Source organism: Pseudomonas sp. MH9.3 (assembly GCF_034354675.1).
Taxonomy (GTDB): Bacteria; Pseudomonadota; Gammaproteobacteria; order Pseudomonadales; family Pseudomonadaceae; genus Aquipseudomonas.
The window spans coordinates 1,149,126-1,165,382 of the sequence record NZ_CP133785.1; the positions used below are offsets into that span (position 1 = coordinate 1,149,126).

The 16,257-nt window shown below is 62.9% G+C and carries 13 protein-coding genes and 1 pseudogene; 10 read left to right on the forward strand and 4 right to left on the reverse strand.

What is annotated here, in order from left to right:
- Positions 1-7: 7 nt before the first annotated feature.
- Positions 8-979 (forward strand): terpene synthase family protein, encoded by a 972-nt coding sequence (locus RHM60_RS04495; protein ID WP_209982426.1) that lies wholly within the window; start codon positions 8-10, stop codon positions 977-979.
- Positions 980-1,000: 21 nt separating this feature from the next.
- On the opposite strand, the gene RHM60_RS04500 is transcribed toward RHM60_RS04495, so the two are convergent.
- Positions 1,001-2,356, reverse strand: a complete 1,356-nt coding sequence (locus RHM60_RS04500) for an MATE family efflux transporter (protein WP_209982429.1) — start codon at positions 2,354-2,356, stop codon at positions 1,001-1,003.
- Positions 2,357-2,576: 220 nt separating this feature from the next.
- Here RHM60_RS04500 and RHM60_RS25645 point away from each other — a divergent pair.
- Both RHM60_RS25645 and RHM60_RS25650 read left to right on the forward strand, forming a co-directional pair.
- Positions 2,577-3,011 (forward strand): annotated as a pseudogene (locus RHM60_RS25645) (methyl-accepting chemotaxis protein); the annotation flags it as partial.
- Positions 3,012-3,485: 474 nt separating this feature from the next.
- Entirely contained in the window at positions 3,486-4,199 is a 714-nt protein-coding gene (locus RHM60_RS25650; RefSeq protein ID WP_373460626.1) for a methyl-accepting chemotaxis protein, read from the forward strand.
- 37 nt (positions 4,200-4,236) lie between these two features.
- Here RHM60_RS25650 and RHM60_RS04510 read toward each other — a convergent pair whose 3' ends face one another.
- Positions 4,237-4,899, reverse strand: a complete 663-nt coding sequence (locus tag RHM60_RS04510) for an isochorismatase family protein (protein ID WP_209982433.1) — start codon at positions 4,897-4,899, stop codon at positions 4,237-4,239.
- A gap of 146 nt (positions 4,900-5,045) precedes the next feature.
- Here RHM60_RS04510 and RHM60_RS04515 point away from each other — a divergent pair, with 146 nt between their 5' ends.
- A complete protein-coding gene (locus tag RHM60_RS04515) occupies positions 5,046-5,825 on the forward strand; it encodes a TSUP family transporter (protein ID WP_209982435.1) in 780 nt (259 codons plus the stop codon).
- Here the strand turns inward: RHM60_RS04515 and nudC are convergent.
- Positions 5,793-6,626, reverse strand: a complete 834-nt coding sequence (gene nudC, locus RHM60_RS04520; RefSeq protein ID WP_209982437.1) for an NAD(+) diphosphatase — start codon at positions 6,624-6,626, stop codon at positions 5,793-5,795. The two genes, RHM60_RS04515 and nudC, sit on opposite strands and share 33 nt — an antisense overlap.
- A 5-nt stretch (positions 6,627-6,631) precedes the next feature.
- On the reverse strand, positions 6,632-7,444 hold the full coding sequence (locus RHM60_RS04525; protein ID WP_322213758.1) for a crotonase/enoyl-CoA hydratase family protein: 813 nt from the start codon (positions 7,442-7,444) through the stop codon (positions 6,632-6,634).
- A gap of 204 nt (positions 7,445-7,648) precedes the next feature.
- Here RHM60_RS04525 and RHM60_RS04530 point away from each other — a divergent pair, with 204 nt between their 5' ends.
- From RHM60_RS04530 to RHM60_RS04555, 6 genes are all read left to right on the forward strand, one after another.
- Positions 7,649-8,203 (forward strand): UPF0149 family protein, encoded by a 555-nt coding sequence (locus RHM60_RS04530; RefSeq protein WP_209982440.1) that lies wholly within the window; start codon positions 7,649-7,651, stop codon positions 8,201-8,203.
- 90 nt (positions 8,204-8,293) lie between these two features.
- Positions 8,294-9,550 (forward strand): 3-phosphoshikimate 1-carboxyvinyltransferase, encoded by a 1,257-nt coding sequence (locus RHM60_RS04535; RefSeq protein WP_322213759.1) that lies wholly within the window; start codon positions 8,294-8,296, stop codon positions 9,548-9,550.
- A gap of 32 nt (positions 9,551-9,582) precedes the next feature.
- Positions 9,583-9,972 carry a hypothetical protein gene (locus tag RHM60_RS04540; RefSeq protein ID WP_122458707.1) on the forward strand — a complete coding sequence of 130 codons (390 nt, stop codon included), beginning with the start codon at positions 9,583-9,585 and terminating at the stop codon, positions 9,970-9,972.
- Positions 9,973-10,307: 335 nt separating this feature from the next.
- Positions 10,308-11,549: a multidrug efflux RND transporter periplasmic adaptor subunit MexE gene (mexE, locus tag RHM60_RS04545; RefSeq protein WP_209982446.1), complete on the forward strand. Its 1,242-nt coding sequence runs from the start codon at positions 10,308-10,310 to the stop codon at positions 11,547-11,549.
- Positions 11,550-11,564: 15 nt separating this feature from the next.
- Positions 11,565-14,744: an efflux RND transporter permease subunit gene (locus RHM60_RS04550; RefSeq protein WP_231423401.1), complete on the forward strand. Its 3,180-nt coding sequence runs from the start codon at positions 11,565-11,567 to the stop codon at positions 14,742-14,744.
- Positions 14,741-16,156 (forward strand): TolC family protein, encoded by a 1,416-nt coding sequence (locus tag RHM60_RS04555; protein ID WP_322213760.1) that lies wholly within the window; start codon positions 14,741-14,743, stop codon positions 16,154-16,156. Before RHM60_RS04550 ends, RHM60_RS04555 begins: the two co-directional genes overlap by 4 nt.
- The last annotated feature ends 101 nt before the right edge of the window (positions 16,157-16,257 follow it).

Consider the following 16,257-nt stretch of genomic DNA (forward strand, 5'->3'; position numbering starts at 1 on the left):
AGGCACGATGAATAACCTCCGTCTGGAGATACCGCCGCTGGAATGCCCTTCACCGACGCATATCGATGAAGCGCTTGGCAATCACGTCAACGACCTGTTACTGGCGTGGGTCAGTGAGGTGGGCATATTCGAGGGGCAGACGGACAAGGTACGCGCTTCCAATTTCGGGCGATTTGCGATGCTCTGCCACCCCGATACCGACGTACCGGACCGCCTGCTGCTGTCGGCAAAATGCATAGCGGCGCTGTTCGCGGTGGACGATCAGTATTGTGACGATGAACGCAGCGGCTCGGCTCCCAGGCTGCTGGGCCCGCGCCTGTCGCTGGCACTGGCGGCACTGGACAAGGCCTATCTGACCTCGCCGCACGATTTGTCATTGCAACGCGCGCTGAGCGCCGATCCGGTATTGCGCGGCCTGCAAGGTTATATGAGTCATCTGGCGCGCTACGGCTCCGAGCCCCAGATGGCTCGCGTTCGGCTGGAGACGATTGCCATGTTCGTCACCATGAACGCTGAAGCCTCATGGCGCATCGAACTCAGTCTGCCCTGCGTCTGGGAATACCTGGCGCAGCGACAGGTCAACAGTTTTCTACCCTGCATGGCGTTGATCGATATTGTGGGCGGCTATGAACTGGACGCCGCTGTATATTTCTCCGCGCCGGTGCGCGAAGTGGTCAATCTGGCGGCCAGTGCAACCATCATTGCCAATGACGTCTACTCCGCGCCCAAGGAAGCGCAGCCGCAAATAGGCGACTTCAACCTGCCATTATTGTTGGCTCACGAACAGCACTGTTCCTTGCAGGAAGGCCTGTGGCTGACCGCCGACATCCACAACAGCATCATGCATCAGTACCAAGCCCGGGAACGTGCACTGCTCGAACACGCCTCGCCATCCCTGCAACGCTTCCTGACCGGCGTAAAAGCCTGGCTGGCCGGCAATAACGAATGGCACCGCCACAGCGCGCGCTATCAGGTATGAGTCAGCCTGATTGCGCGCCTGTCAGATCAACCGCTTGATCTGCTTGTGGCGCCACACCAACCGGTAGTACGCGATCTGCAGGGCGAGCATCATCAGGTAGGTCACCGGAAACGCCATCCACACGCCTTCGAGGCCGAAGTGCGCATTGAGCAGGTACGCCACCGGCAGCTCGACGAACAGCACACAGACAATCGAGATCACCACCGGCATCAGCACCACGCCGCTGGCGCGCATTATGCCGCCGATCACGGCCTGGAAGCCGAACACCAGGATGCTCCACAGCATGATGTGCAACAGGTGTTCGGCATTGACCCGCGCCGTGTCGTCGGTGATGAACAACCCCAGCAACCAGTGTGACAGGCCGTAACCCAGCACGATCAGGCCGCCGGTCAGGCAGGTATTGATCAACAGCCCGGCGCGCAGGATCGGCCCGATGCGCTCCACACGCCCCGCGCCAATCGCCTGGGCGCCGAGGATCGAGGCGGTGATGGCAATCGACAGCGCCGGAAACTGCACATAGTTGACGATCTGCGTCACCGCGCCATAGGCCGCGGTGGCTTGGGAACCGTGGCCGTTGACCAGTGCCAGAATCACCAGCTCCGACAACGACAGCACCACCATCTGCAGCCCCGTCGGCAGGCCGATGCGCAGCACCTTGCCGAGGATCGCACGGTCCAGGCGTAACGCCGCGAGCAACTGGCGATCCGGCGCCATCACGTGCTTTTTATGGCGCAGGCGCAGGATCAAAAACAGCATGGCCAGGGTGTTGCCCACCAGCCCCGCATAGACTGCGCTCTGGATGCCCATGGGCGGCAGGCCGATCCAGCCGCGAATCAACGCGGGGGTCAGCAGCAGCCCCGTCAGGGTCGAGACCATCAGCGCCAGCAGTGGCGACACCGTGTCGCTGACCCCGCGCAGCAACTGCGTATAAAGGATGAACACCAGCAGCAGCGGCATGATCAACATCATTACCTGCGCGTAACCCACCGCATCGTCGAGCACGTCCAGCGGTGTACCCAGCGCCTGCAACGCCGGCCGCGCAAACAGGCTGCCCAGCACGGCCGCGATCAACCCCACCAGCGCGCCGAGGGTCAGCGTAGCGCCGGTGATGACCTTGACCATGCCCGTCTCGCCAGCCCCCCACGCCTGGCCGATCAATACCGAAGCGCCCGCCCCCAGGCCGATCACCAGGGCAATGAAAAAGAACACGATGGGAAACATCCCCGACACCGCCGCCAGCGCCTGGGTGCCGAGCATTTGCCCGACATAAATACCGTTTAACGTGCCGGAAAAGCTTTGCAGGAAGTTGGACAGCACCATCGGTGCGAGAAAGAACAGGTAGGTCTGCCACAGCGGGCGTTGCACAAGGTTTTGCATGAAAAAACGGTGCCTCGAAGAACTAACGCATCCACAAGTTATACCGTATGTGGATCCAATTTTCCCGCGCCTGATCAATTTGCTCAATGACAAGTGCGCGAATTACTGATTGGACGCGCCGGTTGCGGGTGAGTAGATTCCATGCCGGGAATAGCTATTAGCCATCATCTCTCATCCCTCTGGAATCGAGCCTCACATGAAAAAACCTGTCTCGCTGGCGATGCGTATCGGCCTGGGCTTTGCTTCCACCCTGTCACTGTTGGTGCTGATCACCGCCGTGGGTATCCAGCGCGTGGGCTTTATCGACAGCACGCTCAAGGACGTCGCCGAAAAAGCCGCCGTGGCCCAGCGCTACGCCATCAATTTTCGAGGCAGCGTGCACAACCGCGCCATCGCTATTCGCGATGCGGTACTGGTCACGGATGAGACCGCGCTCAATCGGCACCTGGCCGAGATCGACCAACTCAAGCGAGACTATCAGGACGCCGCCGTGCCACTCGACCGCCTGTTCGGCAACGGCGGCGCCAGCGCCGAGGAAACCCGCCTGCTGAACGATATCAAGGCTATCGAGACGCAGACCCTGGCGTCTTCGGAGCGCGTCATCAGCCTGCGCCGCAATAACGACATCGCCGGCGCACAGGCGCTGTTGCTGGCCCAGAGTTCAGACCTCTATTCCGAGTGGCTCAAACGCGTCAACGCATTGATCGATTTTGAAGAGGCGCGGATCCGGCACCAGCTTGGCTCGGTGCAAACCGCAGCGAGCAACTTCGCGGTATTGATGCTGCTGGCCAGCGCCGTGGCGATTGTGTTGAGCGTACTGGTGTCGCTGCTGATCATCCGCAAGGTCAAGGCCACCCTCGGTGCCGAGCCGGAAGAAGTGGCCGAGGCGATCCGGCGCCTGGCTCAGGGTGACTTGAACCAGCGTATCGAGACGCGTCACCCCGACAGCGTAATGGGCATTCTCAAAAATGCCCTGATTCGCCTGGGCGACACCATCACCGAAGTGCGCGCATCGGCCCAGGCCTTGCGGGATTCATCGGTGACCCTGTTGTCTGCGGCCGGCGACAACCGCCAGCAGATCACCCTGCAAACCAGCGAAGCCCAGCATGTGGCCGCCGCCATCACGCAAATGGCCGCATCGGTCAATGAGGTATCGGGCTACGCCTCGGCCGCCGCCAGGGCCACCCTGCAGGCCGATGCCGAAGTCAACAGCGGCCACCGTCTGGTGGGTGAAGTGAGCGTGGCGATTGAAGAACTGGCGGAAATTCTCGAACAGGCCACTACCCGCGTGAATCAGGTGTCCAGCGACAGCGAAAGCATCGAAACGGTGATTGAGGTGATCAACTCGATTGCCGCGCAGACCAACCTGCTCGCCCTGAACGCCGCGATTGAAGCCGCACGCGCCGGGGAACATGGCCGCGGCTTTGCGGTGGTGGCCGACGAAGTGCGCTCGCTTGCGACCCGCACTCAGGAGTCAACCCAGGAAATCCGCGACATGATCGGCAAACTGCAAAGCGGCACCCAGGATGCCGCCGACATCATGCAGCGCAGCCGCGCCCTGGCCCAGACCACGGTCGGCCAGACCCGCGATTCGCAAGTGTCATTGGGCAAGATCAGCGAGGAAGTCGGCGCGATCAACACCATGAACGCGCAGATCGCCAGCGCCTCGGTGCAGCAGAGCGCCGCCGCCGAAGAGGTCGCGCAGAACGTCACGCGTATCCACAGTTCCACCGTGCAATCGGCAGTTGGCTCCGAAGTGGTGGAAAACGCCAACCAGGAACTGGCGGAACTGGCGGACAGGTTGAGCACCAAGGTAGCCTTTTTCAGCGTGGCGACCCGCTGACCGCCATAGGTCCCGTTATCTTTTTTTGGCCGTCTGATCAATCGCAGGAATGGGAACGTACGAGCGTCGCGGCCAGTTCTTCACGGGTCCGGCTGATGACGGCGCCTGCCGTGAGCAACTGATCGACGGCATCCAGGCCGCCCTCCGGCGTGATCGCGCGGCAGGCCGGCAGGTGCAGCACCACCGCCAGACCCGCCTTGAGCAGTTGCAGGGCGGTGATCTTGACGCAGTAGTCCAGAGCTAGGCCGCCGACGATAACCCGCTGCACGCTGTGAGCCTTGAGGTACTCGATGACGCCCGTGGAGAGCTTGTCATGCAGATCGTGGTAACAGGCACCGTAGGGATGCAGGTCGGGTTCGACGCCTTTCCAGACGAAGTAATCGTAGTCGTAGGGCGTGGGCAGTTCATCCAGCAGGGTGAAGCCCTCGGTGCCAGGCACACAGTGGTTGACCCAGGTGACATCGGCATGCGCCAGGCCCGTGGGCTGCAGCATTTCGCTGTGCCGAGAGACTACCCAGGGTGCGTGCGGGGTGTGCGCGTCCTTGCTGCCAATACGATGACCGGCAAGGCTGGCCATGTAGTTGAGCTCGGCGCCGATCTGGTCACCACCGGCCACCGGCAACTCATTGGGGCACAGTGGCGTGAAGCTTTTCTGGGCGTCGACATCGAATGAGGCGATGGCGATTTTTGCGAGGGGCATGGCGGTTCTCCCGTGGCCAGGCAGGAAGTGTATAGAGGGTCCGTTTTTTGATTACAGTTTTGCCGATTGAAAGCCTGACGGTCAGGTAATATAGCGCCGTTTGTCACAGCCACCCCGTTGTGCCCGCCAACCCAAGTCGACTGCCCATGCCCTTCGAACTCAGCGTAGACCTCACCACCCTGGCCATCCTCGCCGTGGTTGCCTTTGTCGCCGGCTTTATCGACGCCATCGCCGGCGGTGGCGGCTTGCTCACCACGCCTGCCCTGCTCACGGCCGGCATGCCGCCGCACCTGGTGCTGGGCACCAATAAGCTCAGCTCGACCTTCGGCTCGGCCACCGCCAGTTTCACCTTCTACCGGCGCAAGCTGTTCCATCCGCGCCAGTGGGTGCACGCCATCGTCGGCACCCTGATTGGTGCACTGACCGGCGCCGTGGTCGCGCATTACCTGCCCGCCGAAACGCTGAACAAGATGCTCCCGGTGATTGTTTTCGCCTGTGGTGTGTATCTGCTGTTCGGCGGAACGCCCAAGGCACCGCTGGATGCCGATGCGCCGATCAGGAAGAAATGGCAGGCCACCCAGGGCTTCGGCCTGGGTTTCTACGACGGCGTGGCCGGGCCCGGCACGGGCGCGTTCTGGACCGTCAGCACGATGCTGTTGCACCCCATCGACCTGGTGAAAGCCAGCGGCGTGGCACGCAGCATGAACTTCGTCAGCAACGCGGCGGCGCTGACGGTGTTCATCATCAATGGGTCGGTGGACTGGATCGTCGGCCTGGCCATGGGCCTGTCGGTGATGTGCGGTGCATTCTTTGGCGCACGCAGCGCAATCAGCGGCGGCGCCAAATTCATTCGCCCGGTGTTCATCACCGTGGTACTCGGTCTGACCGTACGCCTAGCCTGGCAACACTGGTTCAGCGTGGCCTAGGCGACGGGCCAGGTACAGGTCGATGAGATAGCGCGCAATCGAGCGCGACGCTGGCAACGGCGGCAACGCGTGGATATTGAACCACTGCGCGTCCTCTATCTCGTCGGCCTGGGGCACGATCTCGCCGCCGGCGTATTCGGCATGAAAGCCCAGCATCATCGAGTGGGGAAACGGCCAGCATTGGCTGCCCCTGTACTGAATGTTCTTCACCTCCACCTGCACTTCTTCACGCACCTCGCGAATCAGGCACTCCTCGGCCGACTCGCCCGGCTCGGCAAACCCCGCCAGCGTGCTGTACACCCCCGTGACAAAGCGCGGTGAACGCGCCAGCAGAATCTCGTCGCCGCGGGTCACCAGCACGATCATGCTCGGCGAAATGCGCGGGTAACTGCGCAAATCGCAGGGCGGGCAGAACATCGCGCGCTCGCGCGGCACCTGGACCATGGGCTGACCACAACTGCCGCAGAAACGGTGCTCACGCGCCCAAGTGCCGATTTGCGCCGCATAACCCAGCACCTTGTACAGGGTGTGATCGCCCTGCAGCATGAAGCCGCGCAGGCCCTGCCAACTGCAGCCTGGCACGTCGGCGGCACTGTTGAGCTCCAGCAGGTACACCGGCTCGCCATCGAGGTGGCCGATACCGTGCTCGGCGAACACCGACAGGTCCTGGCGCTTGAGCCATTCACGCGGAAACAGCGGGCCATTGGCGTCCTGTAAAAAGCCCTCGCGGCTGCGCGCAACGGCCCAGCCACCGGGAGTCTCGTTGTCCAGCAGCGTTGTGGTAATCCAGCCTGGAGTCATGTCGGTCAATCCACAAAGTCGGGTTTCTGTTTACTCATATGGGCCGCGATGGCCACGCGCAAATCGTTGGATTGCAACATAGCCGCGTTCCAGGTGGCAACGTATTCCAGACCGTCATTGACGCTGTGGTCCCGCATGTAGCTGAGCATGGCCTTGGTGCCAGTCACGGCAATTGGCGATTTGGCGGCAATCTCGCGGGCAATCTCGAGGACCCCGGCCAACAGGCTGGCGTGATCGGGGTACACACGGTTCACCAGGCCAATGCTGCGCGCTTCTTCGGCGCCGAACTGACGGCCGGTGTAGGCCAGTTCGCGCAGCATGCCGTCACCGACGATGCGCGGCAGGCGTTGCAGGGTGCCGACATCAGCGGCCATGCCAATGTCGACTTCCTTGATGGAGAACTGCGCATCCTCGGCGGCGTACCGCATGTCGCAGGCGCTGATCAGGTCGATGGCGCCGCCGATGCAGTAGCCCTGGATCGCCGCCAGCACCGGCTTGCGGCAGTTGTCGACCGCGTTGAACGAGGCTTGCAGCTCGAGGATCTTGCGCCGCAGCAGCCGTGCGTTACGCCCCACGTCCTTGCCCAGGTCATTGGCCACCTGGGCCAGCAGCATCAAGTCGATACCCGACGAGAAATGCTTGCCCGCACCGCTGAGTACCACGGCGCGCACGGCGTCGGTGTCTTCGACCCATTGAAAGATCTCGACGATTTCACGCCAGAATGCGGCGTTCATCGCGTTGATCTTTTCCGGGCGGTTGATCTGCACATGGGCAACGTTGCCGCTGAGTTCGACGACGAAGGCTTGGTATTCGGACATGGCAGTGATCCCTGACTGACGATTGATAAGGGCCAGACTATAACAAGGCTGCGCAAGGGCGCATCGGCCAAAAGCCGGACGCGCCCTTATCGGCGCCATGGGCACCGAGCCGCTGGGAAAATGCTGGATAAAACCCCGCGCACCCGCCATCCTTCGCGCTTTAAGCCGCCCGCTCGCGGCGCTCCATGCTCAAAGGACATGCCCATGCACAGCCACCCTCTCGCCCTGGCCGATTTCGACTTTATCGACGAAACCCTGCTCAAATACGGCGACGACCATTCGGTACTCAACCTGGCAGAACTCGATGGCTACTTCACCGCGCTGGTGTCGAGCCCGGCCCGGGTGGATGTCGGCGAGTGGTTCCCGGCGATCTGGGGCGGACACAACCCGGCCTGGGAAAGCGCGGACGAAGCCCAGGGTTTCCTCGAACTGTGCGTACGCCACATGAATACCCTGGCCGCCCAACTGGCTAACGATGCCCGGGGGTTCAAGGCCCGTTTCGATGACACCGAGCATCAGGGCCACACCCTGACCCTCGCCGAAGAGTGGTGCTTTGGCTACATCCGTGGCGCGGCCATCGCCCACTGGCCTGACCTGCCGCCCGAGCAGGCCGCGCACCTGGAAAAAATCGCCCAGTGCGCCGAGCAGGACAACTTCGAGCTGCCGGCCGACCTCGATGTACAGGCGCACCAGCAGCGCGTCAGCGAGATCGAACCGGCCGCGCGCGCCCTGCACGATTACTGGTTGGCCTTGCGCTAAGCCTCGACAAGCACCGCTGCTTTGGCCGATTATTCGAGTCCGCCCGTCGGCCACTCCGTGCCACCTTGCCCTGATCAGGAGCCTTGCACCTTGAGTTCGCAGAAAACCGTGACCGTTACCCCGCCCAATTTCCCCCTGAACGGCAAGGTCGCGCCCCCCGGCTCCAAATCCATCACTAACCGCGCCCTGTTGCTGGCCGCCCTGGCCACCGGCACCAGTCGCCTGAGCGGCGCACTGAAAAGCGATGACACCCGGCATATGTCGGTGGCCTTGCGCGAGATGGGCGTGACCATCGATGAGCCGGATGACACCACCTTTGTGGTGACCGGTTCCGGCAAGCTGCAACGGCCCCTGCAACCGCTATTTCTCGGCAATGCCGGCACGGCGATGCGCTTTCTCACCGCCGCTGTGGCCACCGTGCAAGGCAGCGTCGTGCTGGACGGCGACACCTACATGCAAAAACGCCCGATCGGCCCGCTGCTGACCGCCCTCGGGCAGAACGGCATTCAGGTCGACAGCCTCACCGGCTGCCCGCCGGTGACCGTACACGGCGTGGGCAAGGTGCAGGCCAGGCGCTTCGAGATCGACGGCGGCTTGTCCAGCCAGTACGTCTCGGCGCTGCTGATGCTGGCGGCGTGCGGCGAAGCACCGATTGAAGTGGCACTGACCGGCAAGGACATTGGCGCTCGTGGCTATGTGGACCTGACGCTGGACTGCATGCGCGCATTCGGCGCGCAGGTGGAGGTAGTCGACGACAGCACCTGGCGCGTCGCCGCGACCGGCTACCGTGCCCATGACTACCTGATCGAGCCGGATGCGTCCGCCGCCACCTACCTGTGGGCGGCTGAAGTGTTAACCGGCGGCCGTATCGATATCGGCGTGGCCGCGCAGGATTTCACCCAGCCGGACGCCAGGGCCCAGGCGGTGATCGCGCAGTTCCCGAACATGCCGGCCACCGTGGTGGGCTCGCAGATGCAGGACGCGATCCCGACCCTGGCGGTATTGGCCGCCTTCAACAACACCCCGGTACGCTTCACTGAACTGGCCAACCTGCGCGTGAAGGAATGTGACCGCGTGCAGGCCCTGCACGACGGCCTCAACGAAATCCGCCCGGGCCTGGCGACCATCGAGGGCGATGACTTGCTGGTAGCCGCCGACCCGGCGCTGGCCGGCACTTCCTGCAATGCACTGATCGACACCCACGCCGACCACCGCATCGCCATGTGCTTTGCGCTGGCGGGGCTGAAGGTCGCGGGCATTCGCATCCAGGACCCGGACTGCGTGGCCAAGACCTATCCTGATTACTGGAAAGCCCTGGGCAGCCTGGGCGTTGCGCTGACCTATTAAGTCGGTGGCGCCGCAATGGGGAGGGAATGCACATGACAATTCGCCAACCCTGCCCACCCGGCGCCTGTATTTGCGCCCGTGAACAGCTGCTGCAGGCGCCGGGTGCGGACCTGCGGGTGCTTGGCCTGACGCGTCAGGAAGAAAAAAAGCTGCTTGCCCGGCTGGAAGATCTCAAGAGTCTGCAGGACCTGGAGCACATGCAGCAGCGCATGTATGAGCTGCTGGGGATTCGCGTGCATGTGGCGCCCGGACATACCGAGGTCAGGAGCATGCGGGGAATTCAGATTGTCATCGATGAACTGCCGGGAATGTGCCGCAAGACACGGCAGGCGATTCCGGCGGCGATTCGCCGGGGCCTGGAGAAACGGCCGGAGATTGCTTATCGGTTGCTTGATGCTTATGACTTGTTTGGCCAGGGGTGAGGGTTGGGGGTATATCCGGTATTTGGGTGATGGCTGCACCTCGCCCAGGCTCGGCCTGATCCATGGACATCCGAATGTGGGAGGGGGCTTGCTCCCGATGGCGTTGTTTCAGCCACAAATAAGCTGAATGACACTCCGCCATCGGGAGCAAGCCCCCTCCCACACTTTGCGCAGTGTTCGGCAGACATTTTCGGTCAGCTTCCAGGCCCAAGCCAGCATCCCCCCTTCTGCTTATATCATTCCGAATGATAGTCACCTTCGCCTCATTCGATTCGTGACATACCCCTACCCCGCGCATGATCCGCCCATCTCAAATACATTGGCGGATGCACCTCATGGAACAGTCACTCAAACACTTGCGCTTCCCCCTGGCGATATTGGCCGTGGTGGTGATGAGCGCCTGCGGCAAGACCCCCGATCAGGCCGCCGCCATGCCACCGGCGAAAGTCAGCGTGGCCAAGGTGCTGGAACAACCGGTCAACGAGTGGGACGAATTCACCGGCCGTCTCGAAGCCCCGGAGACTGTGCAGATTCGTCCTCGGGTCTCTGGCCAGATTGATCAAGTCGCTTTTACCGAAGGCGCTTTGGTCAAGAAAGGCGACCTGCTGTTTCAGATCGACCCGCGCCCGTTCCAGGCGCAAGTGCGCCAGCTTGAAGCCCAGTTGCAACAGACGAAGGCCGCCGCCAACCGCAGTGACAACGAAGCCCAGCGCGGTGACCGTCTGCGCCAGAGCAATGCGATTTCCGCCGAACTGGCCGACTCGCGCACCACCGCCGCCCAGGAAGCCCGCGCTGCGGTCGCCGGGATCCAGGCGCAGTTGGACCTGGCCAAACTGAACCTGAGCTTTACCCGCGTGACCTCGCCGATCAGCGGCCGGGTCAGCCGCGCGGAGATCACCGCCGGCAACCTGGTGACGGCCGATACCACCGCGCTGACCAGCGTGGTTTCCACCGACAAGGTGTATGCATACTTCGACGCCGACGAGCGCGTGTACCTCAAGTACACCGAGCTGGCGCGCCAGGGCCGCCGTGGCGCGACCACCCCGGTGTACCTGGGCCTGTCCAATGAAGCCGGCAACCCGCACCTGGGCCAGATGAACTTCGTCGACAACCAGGTCAACCCGGCCACCGGCACCATTCGCGGGCGCGCCGTGTTCGATAACAGCAAGGGCGAATACACCCCTGGCCTGTATGCCCGCCTCAAGCTGGTGGGCAGCGGCACCTATTCTGCCGTGCTGATCAACGACGAGGCCGTGGGCACCGACCTTGGCAAGAAGTTCGTGCTGGTGATGGAAGGCGACAAGCCGGCCTATCGCGCCGTGGAGCTGGGGCCAAAGATCGAAGGCCTGCGCATCGTGCGCAGCGGCCTGGGCAAGGACGACACCATTGTGGTCAAAGGCCTGCAGCGCGTGCGTCCGGGTACGCCGGTTTCCCCGGAGACCATCCCGATGGCCAGCCAGGAAACCCTCGCCGCTCTCGCCCAACAACGACAAGCGCTTGAAGCCAGCAACCTCGAACAGGTGGCGCCGGAAAAAACCGCGCCCAAGCTCGCTGCTGTCGCGACTCCACGCGGTTAAGGGATACGACTCAAGATGAATTTTTCCAAGTTCTTCATTTCGCGGCCGATCTTCGCAGCGGTGCTGTCGCTGTTGATCCTGATCGCGGGTGCAATCTCGCTGTTTCAATTGCCGATCAGCGAATACCCGGAAGTGGTGCCACCCACCGTGGTGGTACGCGCCAACTTCCCCGGCGCCAACCCCAAGGTCATCGGCGAAACCGTGGCCGCGCCGCTGGAGCAAGCAATCACCGGCGTCGAGAACATGCTGTACATGTCCTCGCAATCCACCGCTGACGGCAAGCTGACCCTGACCATCACCTTCGCCCTGGGCACCGACCTGGACAACGCGCAGGTGCAGGTGCAAAACCGCGTGACACGCACTCAGCCAAAACTGCCCGAGGAAGTGACACGCATCGGCATCACCGTGGACAAGGCCTCCCCGGACCTGACCATGGTGGTGCACGTTACCTCGCCCGATCAGCGCTACGACATGCTCTACCTGTCCAACTACGCGATCCTCAATATCAAGGACGAACTGGCCCGCCTCGGCGGCGTCGGCGACGTGCAGTTGTTCGGCATGGGCGACTACTCCCTGCGCGTATGGCTGGACCCGAACAAGACCGCCTCGCGCAACCTGACCGCCACCGATGTGGTGACGGCGATTCGCGAACAGAACCGCCAGGTAGCGGCCGGTGCCCTGGGCGCGCAGCCTGCGCCCAACGACACCAGCTTCCAGCTGTCGGTGAACACCCAGGGTCGTCTGGTCACTGAAGAAGAGTTCGAGAACATCGTGATCCGCGCCGGTGACAACGGCGAGATCACCCGTCTCAAGGACGTCGCACGGGTTGAGCTGGGCTCCAGCCAATACGCCCTGCGCTCGCTGATCGACAACCAGCCGGCCGTGGCGATCCCGATCTTCCAGCGCCCTGGCTCCAACGCCATCGACATCTCCAACGAAGTGCGCGCCAAGATGGCGGAGCTGAAGAAGAGCTTCCCCGAAGGCATGGATTACCGCATCGCCTACGACCCGACGGTGTTCGTGCGCGGCTCCATCGAAGCGGTGGTGCATACCCTGTTCGAAGCGTTGATCCTGGTTGTGCTGGTGGTGATCCTGTTCCTGCAGACCTGGCGCGCGTCGATCATTCCGCTGGTGGCGGTGCCGGTGTCGTTGATCGGGACCTTTGCGGTGATGCACCTGTTCGGCTTTTCGCTCAATGCGCTGTCGCTGTTCGGCCTGGTGTTGGCCATTGGTATCGTGGTGGACGACGCCATCGTGGTGGTGGAGAACGTCGAGCGCAATATCGAGCTGGGGCTGGACCCCTACCCGGCCACGGAAAAGGCCATGAGCGAAGTGACCGGCCCGATCATCGCCACGGCGCTGGTGCTGTGTGCAGTGTTCATTCCGGCGGCGTTCATCAGCGGCCTGACCGGGCAGTTCTACAAACAGTTCGCCCTGACCATTGCGATTTCCACGGTGATCTCGGCGTTCAACTCGCTGACCCTGTCCCCTGCCCTGGCCGCCGTGTTGCTGCGCAGCCATGACGCACCGAAGGACCGCTTCTCCAAAGTGCTCGACAAACTGTTCGGCGGCTGGCTGTTCCGTCCGTTCAACCGCTTCTTCGAGAAAGCCAGCCACGGTTACGTCGGCACCGTGCGCCGGGTGATTCGCGGCAGCGGTATCGCGTTGTTCCTGTACGCAGGGTTGATGGTGCTGACCTGGTTCGGCTTTGCCCACACCCCCACCGGTTTCGTGCCGGCCCAGGACAAGCAATACCTGGTGGCCTTCGCGCAATTGCCGGACGCCGCCAGCCTGGACCGTACTGAAGCGGTGATCAAGCGCATGTCCGACATCGCCTTGAAACAGCCGGGCGTGGAAAGTGCCATCGCCTTCCCGGGCCTGTCGATCAACGGTTTTACCAACAGCCCGAACAACGGCATCGTGTTCGTGACCTTGAAGCCGTTCGATGAGCGCAAGGACGCGAGCCTGTCCGCCGGTGCGATTGCCGGTGCCTTGAACGGCCAGTACGCCGGCATCCAGGAAGCCTATATGGCGATCTTCCCACCGCCGCCGGTACAGGGCCTGGGCACCATCGGCGGCTTCCGCCTGCAGGTCGAAGACCGTGGCAACCTGGGCTACGACGAGCTGTACAAGGAAGTGCAGAACATCATCACCAAGAGCCGTGGCGTGCCGGAGCTGTTCGGCCTGTTCACCAGCTACACGGTCAACGTGCCCCAGGTCGATGCCGCCATCGACCGTGAGAAGGCCAAGACCCACGGCGTGGCGATCAGCGACATCTTCGACACCCTGCAGATCTACCTGGGCTCGTTGTACGCCAACGACTTCAACCGCTTTGGCCGCACCTACCAGGTCAACGTGCAGGCTGAACAACAGTTTCGCCAGGACGAAGACCAGATCGGCCAGTTGAAAGTGCGCAACAACAAGGGCGAGATGATCCCGCTGGCGACCTTCATCAAGGTCAGCGACACCTCGGGGCCCGACCGCGTGATGCACTACAACGGCTTTATCACCGCAGAGATCAACGGCAACGCCGCACCGGGCTACAGCTCCGGCCAGGCTCAAGCGGCGATTGAAAAACTGTTGAAGGATGAACTGCCCAATGGCATGACCTACGAGTGGACCGACCTGACCTATCAGCAGATCCTCTCGGGCAACACCGCGCTGTTCGTGTTCCCGCTCTGCGTGCTGCTGGCGTTCCTGGTGCTGGCCGCGCAGTACGAAAGCTGGAGCCTGCCACTGGCGGTGATCCTGATCGTGCCGATGACGCTGCTGTCGGCGATCACCGGGGTGATCATCTCGGGCAGCGACAACAACATCTTCACCCAGATCGGTCTGATCGTACTGGTGGGCCTGGCGTGCAAGAACGCGATTCTGATCGTCGAGTTCGCCAAGGACAAACAGGCCGAGGGCCTTGACCCGCTGGCTGCGGTGCTCGAAGCCTGCCGCCTGCGTCTGCGGCCGATCCTGATGACCTCGTTCGCCTTCATCATGGGTGTGGTGCCACTGGTGCTGTCCAGCGGTGCCGGTGCCGAGATGCGCCATGCCATGGGCGTGGCGGTGTTCTCCGGGATGATCGGGGTGACCTTCTTCGGCCTGTTGCTGACGCCGGTGTTCTACGTACTCATTCGTCGCTATGTGGAGCGCAGCCAGGCGCGCAAAGCGGCCAAGGCCTTGAAGCTGGAGACACAGCCATGAGCGTGAAACTATTCCTGCCGAGCCTGCTGGTACTGGCGCTCGCCGCCTGCGCCGTCGGCCCGGACTACAAAACCCAGACGCCGGAGGCGGCGAACATCACCGCCGCTGCAGACGCAAAGCAATACGATCACGCCAAGTTCGAAGGTATCTGGTGGCAGCAGTTCGAGGACCCGACCCTCAATCAGTTGGTGACTCAGTCGCTGCAAGGTAACCGTGACCTGCGCGTGGCGTTTGCCCGCCTGCGTGCGGCCCGGGCGATTCGTGATGACGCCAGCAATGACGCCATGCCGACCATCACCAGCCGCGCCAGCAGTGACTTGGCCAAGGGGCAGATCCCTGGCCAGACCACTCGGCGCGTCAACAGCGAACGTTATGACCTGGGGCTGGACATGGCCTGGGAGCTGGACCTGTTCGGCCGCATCCAGCGCAATCTGGAAGCCAGCGACGCCGACCAGCAGGCAGCCGAGGCCGACCTTTACCAGTTGCAAGTGAGCATGATTGCCGAACTGGTGGATGCCTACGGCCAGTTGCGCGGTGCGCAACTGCGCGAACGCATTGCCCTGGACAATCTGAAGAACCAGCAGGACTCACGCAGCATCACGGTGAGCCTGCGTGATGCCGGTGTGGGCGACCAGCTCGATGTGGAGCGCGCCGATGCACGCCTGGCCTCGGTGGAAGCCAGCGTGCCGCAGCTGCAGGCCGAACAGGTGCGCGAGCGCAACCGCATCGCCACCCTGCTCGGCCAGCGCCCGGACAAGCTCAGCGTCGACCTGAGCGCCAAAGACCTGCCGGCGATTGCCAAGGCGCTGCCGATCGGCGACCCGGGGCAACTGCTGCAACGGCGTCCGGACATCCTCAGCGCCGAACGCAAGCTGGCCGCCGCCACCGCCCGCATTGGCGTGGCCAAGGCCGATCTGTTCCCACGGGTCAGCCTCAGCGGCTTCCTCGGCTTCACCGCCGGGCGCGGTTCGCAGATTGGCTCATCGGCAGCCAATGCCTGGGCGCTCGGCCCAAGCATTACCTGGGCGGCGTTCGACCTGGGCAGCGTGCGTGCGCGCTTGCGCGGCGCGGACGCCGAGGCCGATGGCGCGCTGGCGACCTATGAGCAACAGGTGCTGCTGGCGTTGGAAGAATCGGAAAATGCTTTCAGTGATTACGGCAAACGCCAACAGCGGTTGCTGTCGTTGATCCGTCAGAGTGAGTCCAGCCGCGCCGCCGCCGACCTCGCGGCCATTCGTTATCGCGAAGGCACGGTGGACTTTTTGGTGTTGCTTGATGCCCAACGGGAACGTCTGGCCGCCGAAGACGCCCAGGCTCAGGCCGAAGTGGACCTGTATCGCGGGATTGTCGCGATCTACAAGGCGCTGGGCGGTGGCTGGCAGCCGGATACGGTCATCGCGAACGCGAAGTAATGTAAAGAGCTCCTTTGGTTGGTCGCATCCAGCCAATTTTTAGCCCCGCGCCCCATTCGGTCGCGGGGCTTTTTTTGGGTCTTGGGAAAGGAGCTACGTGG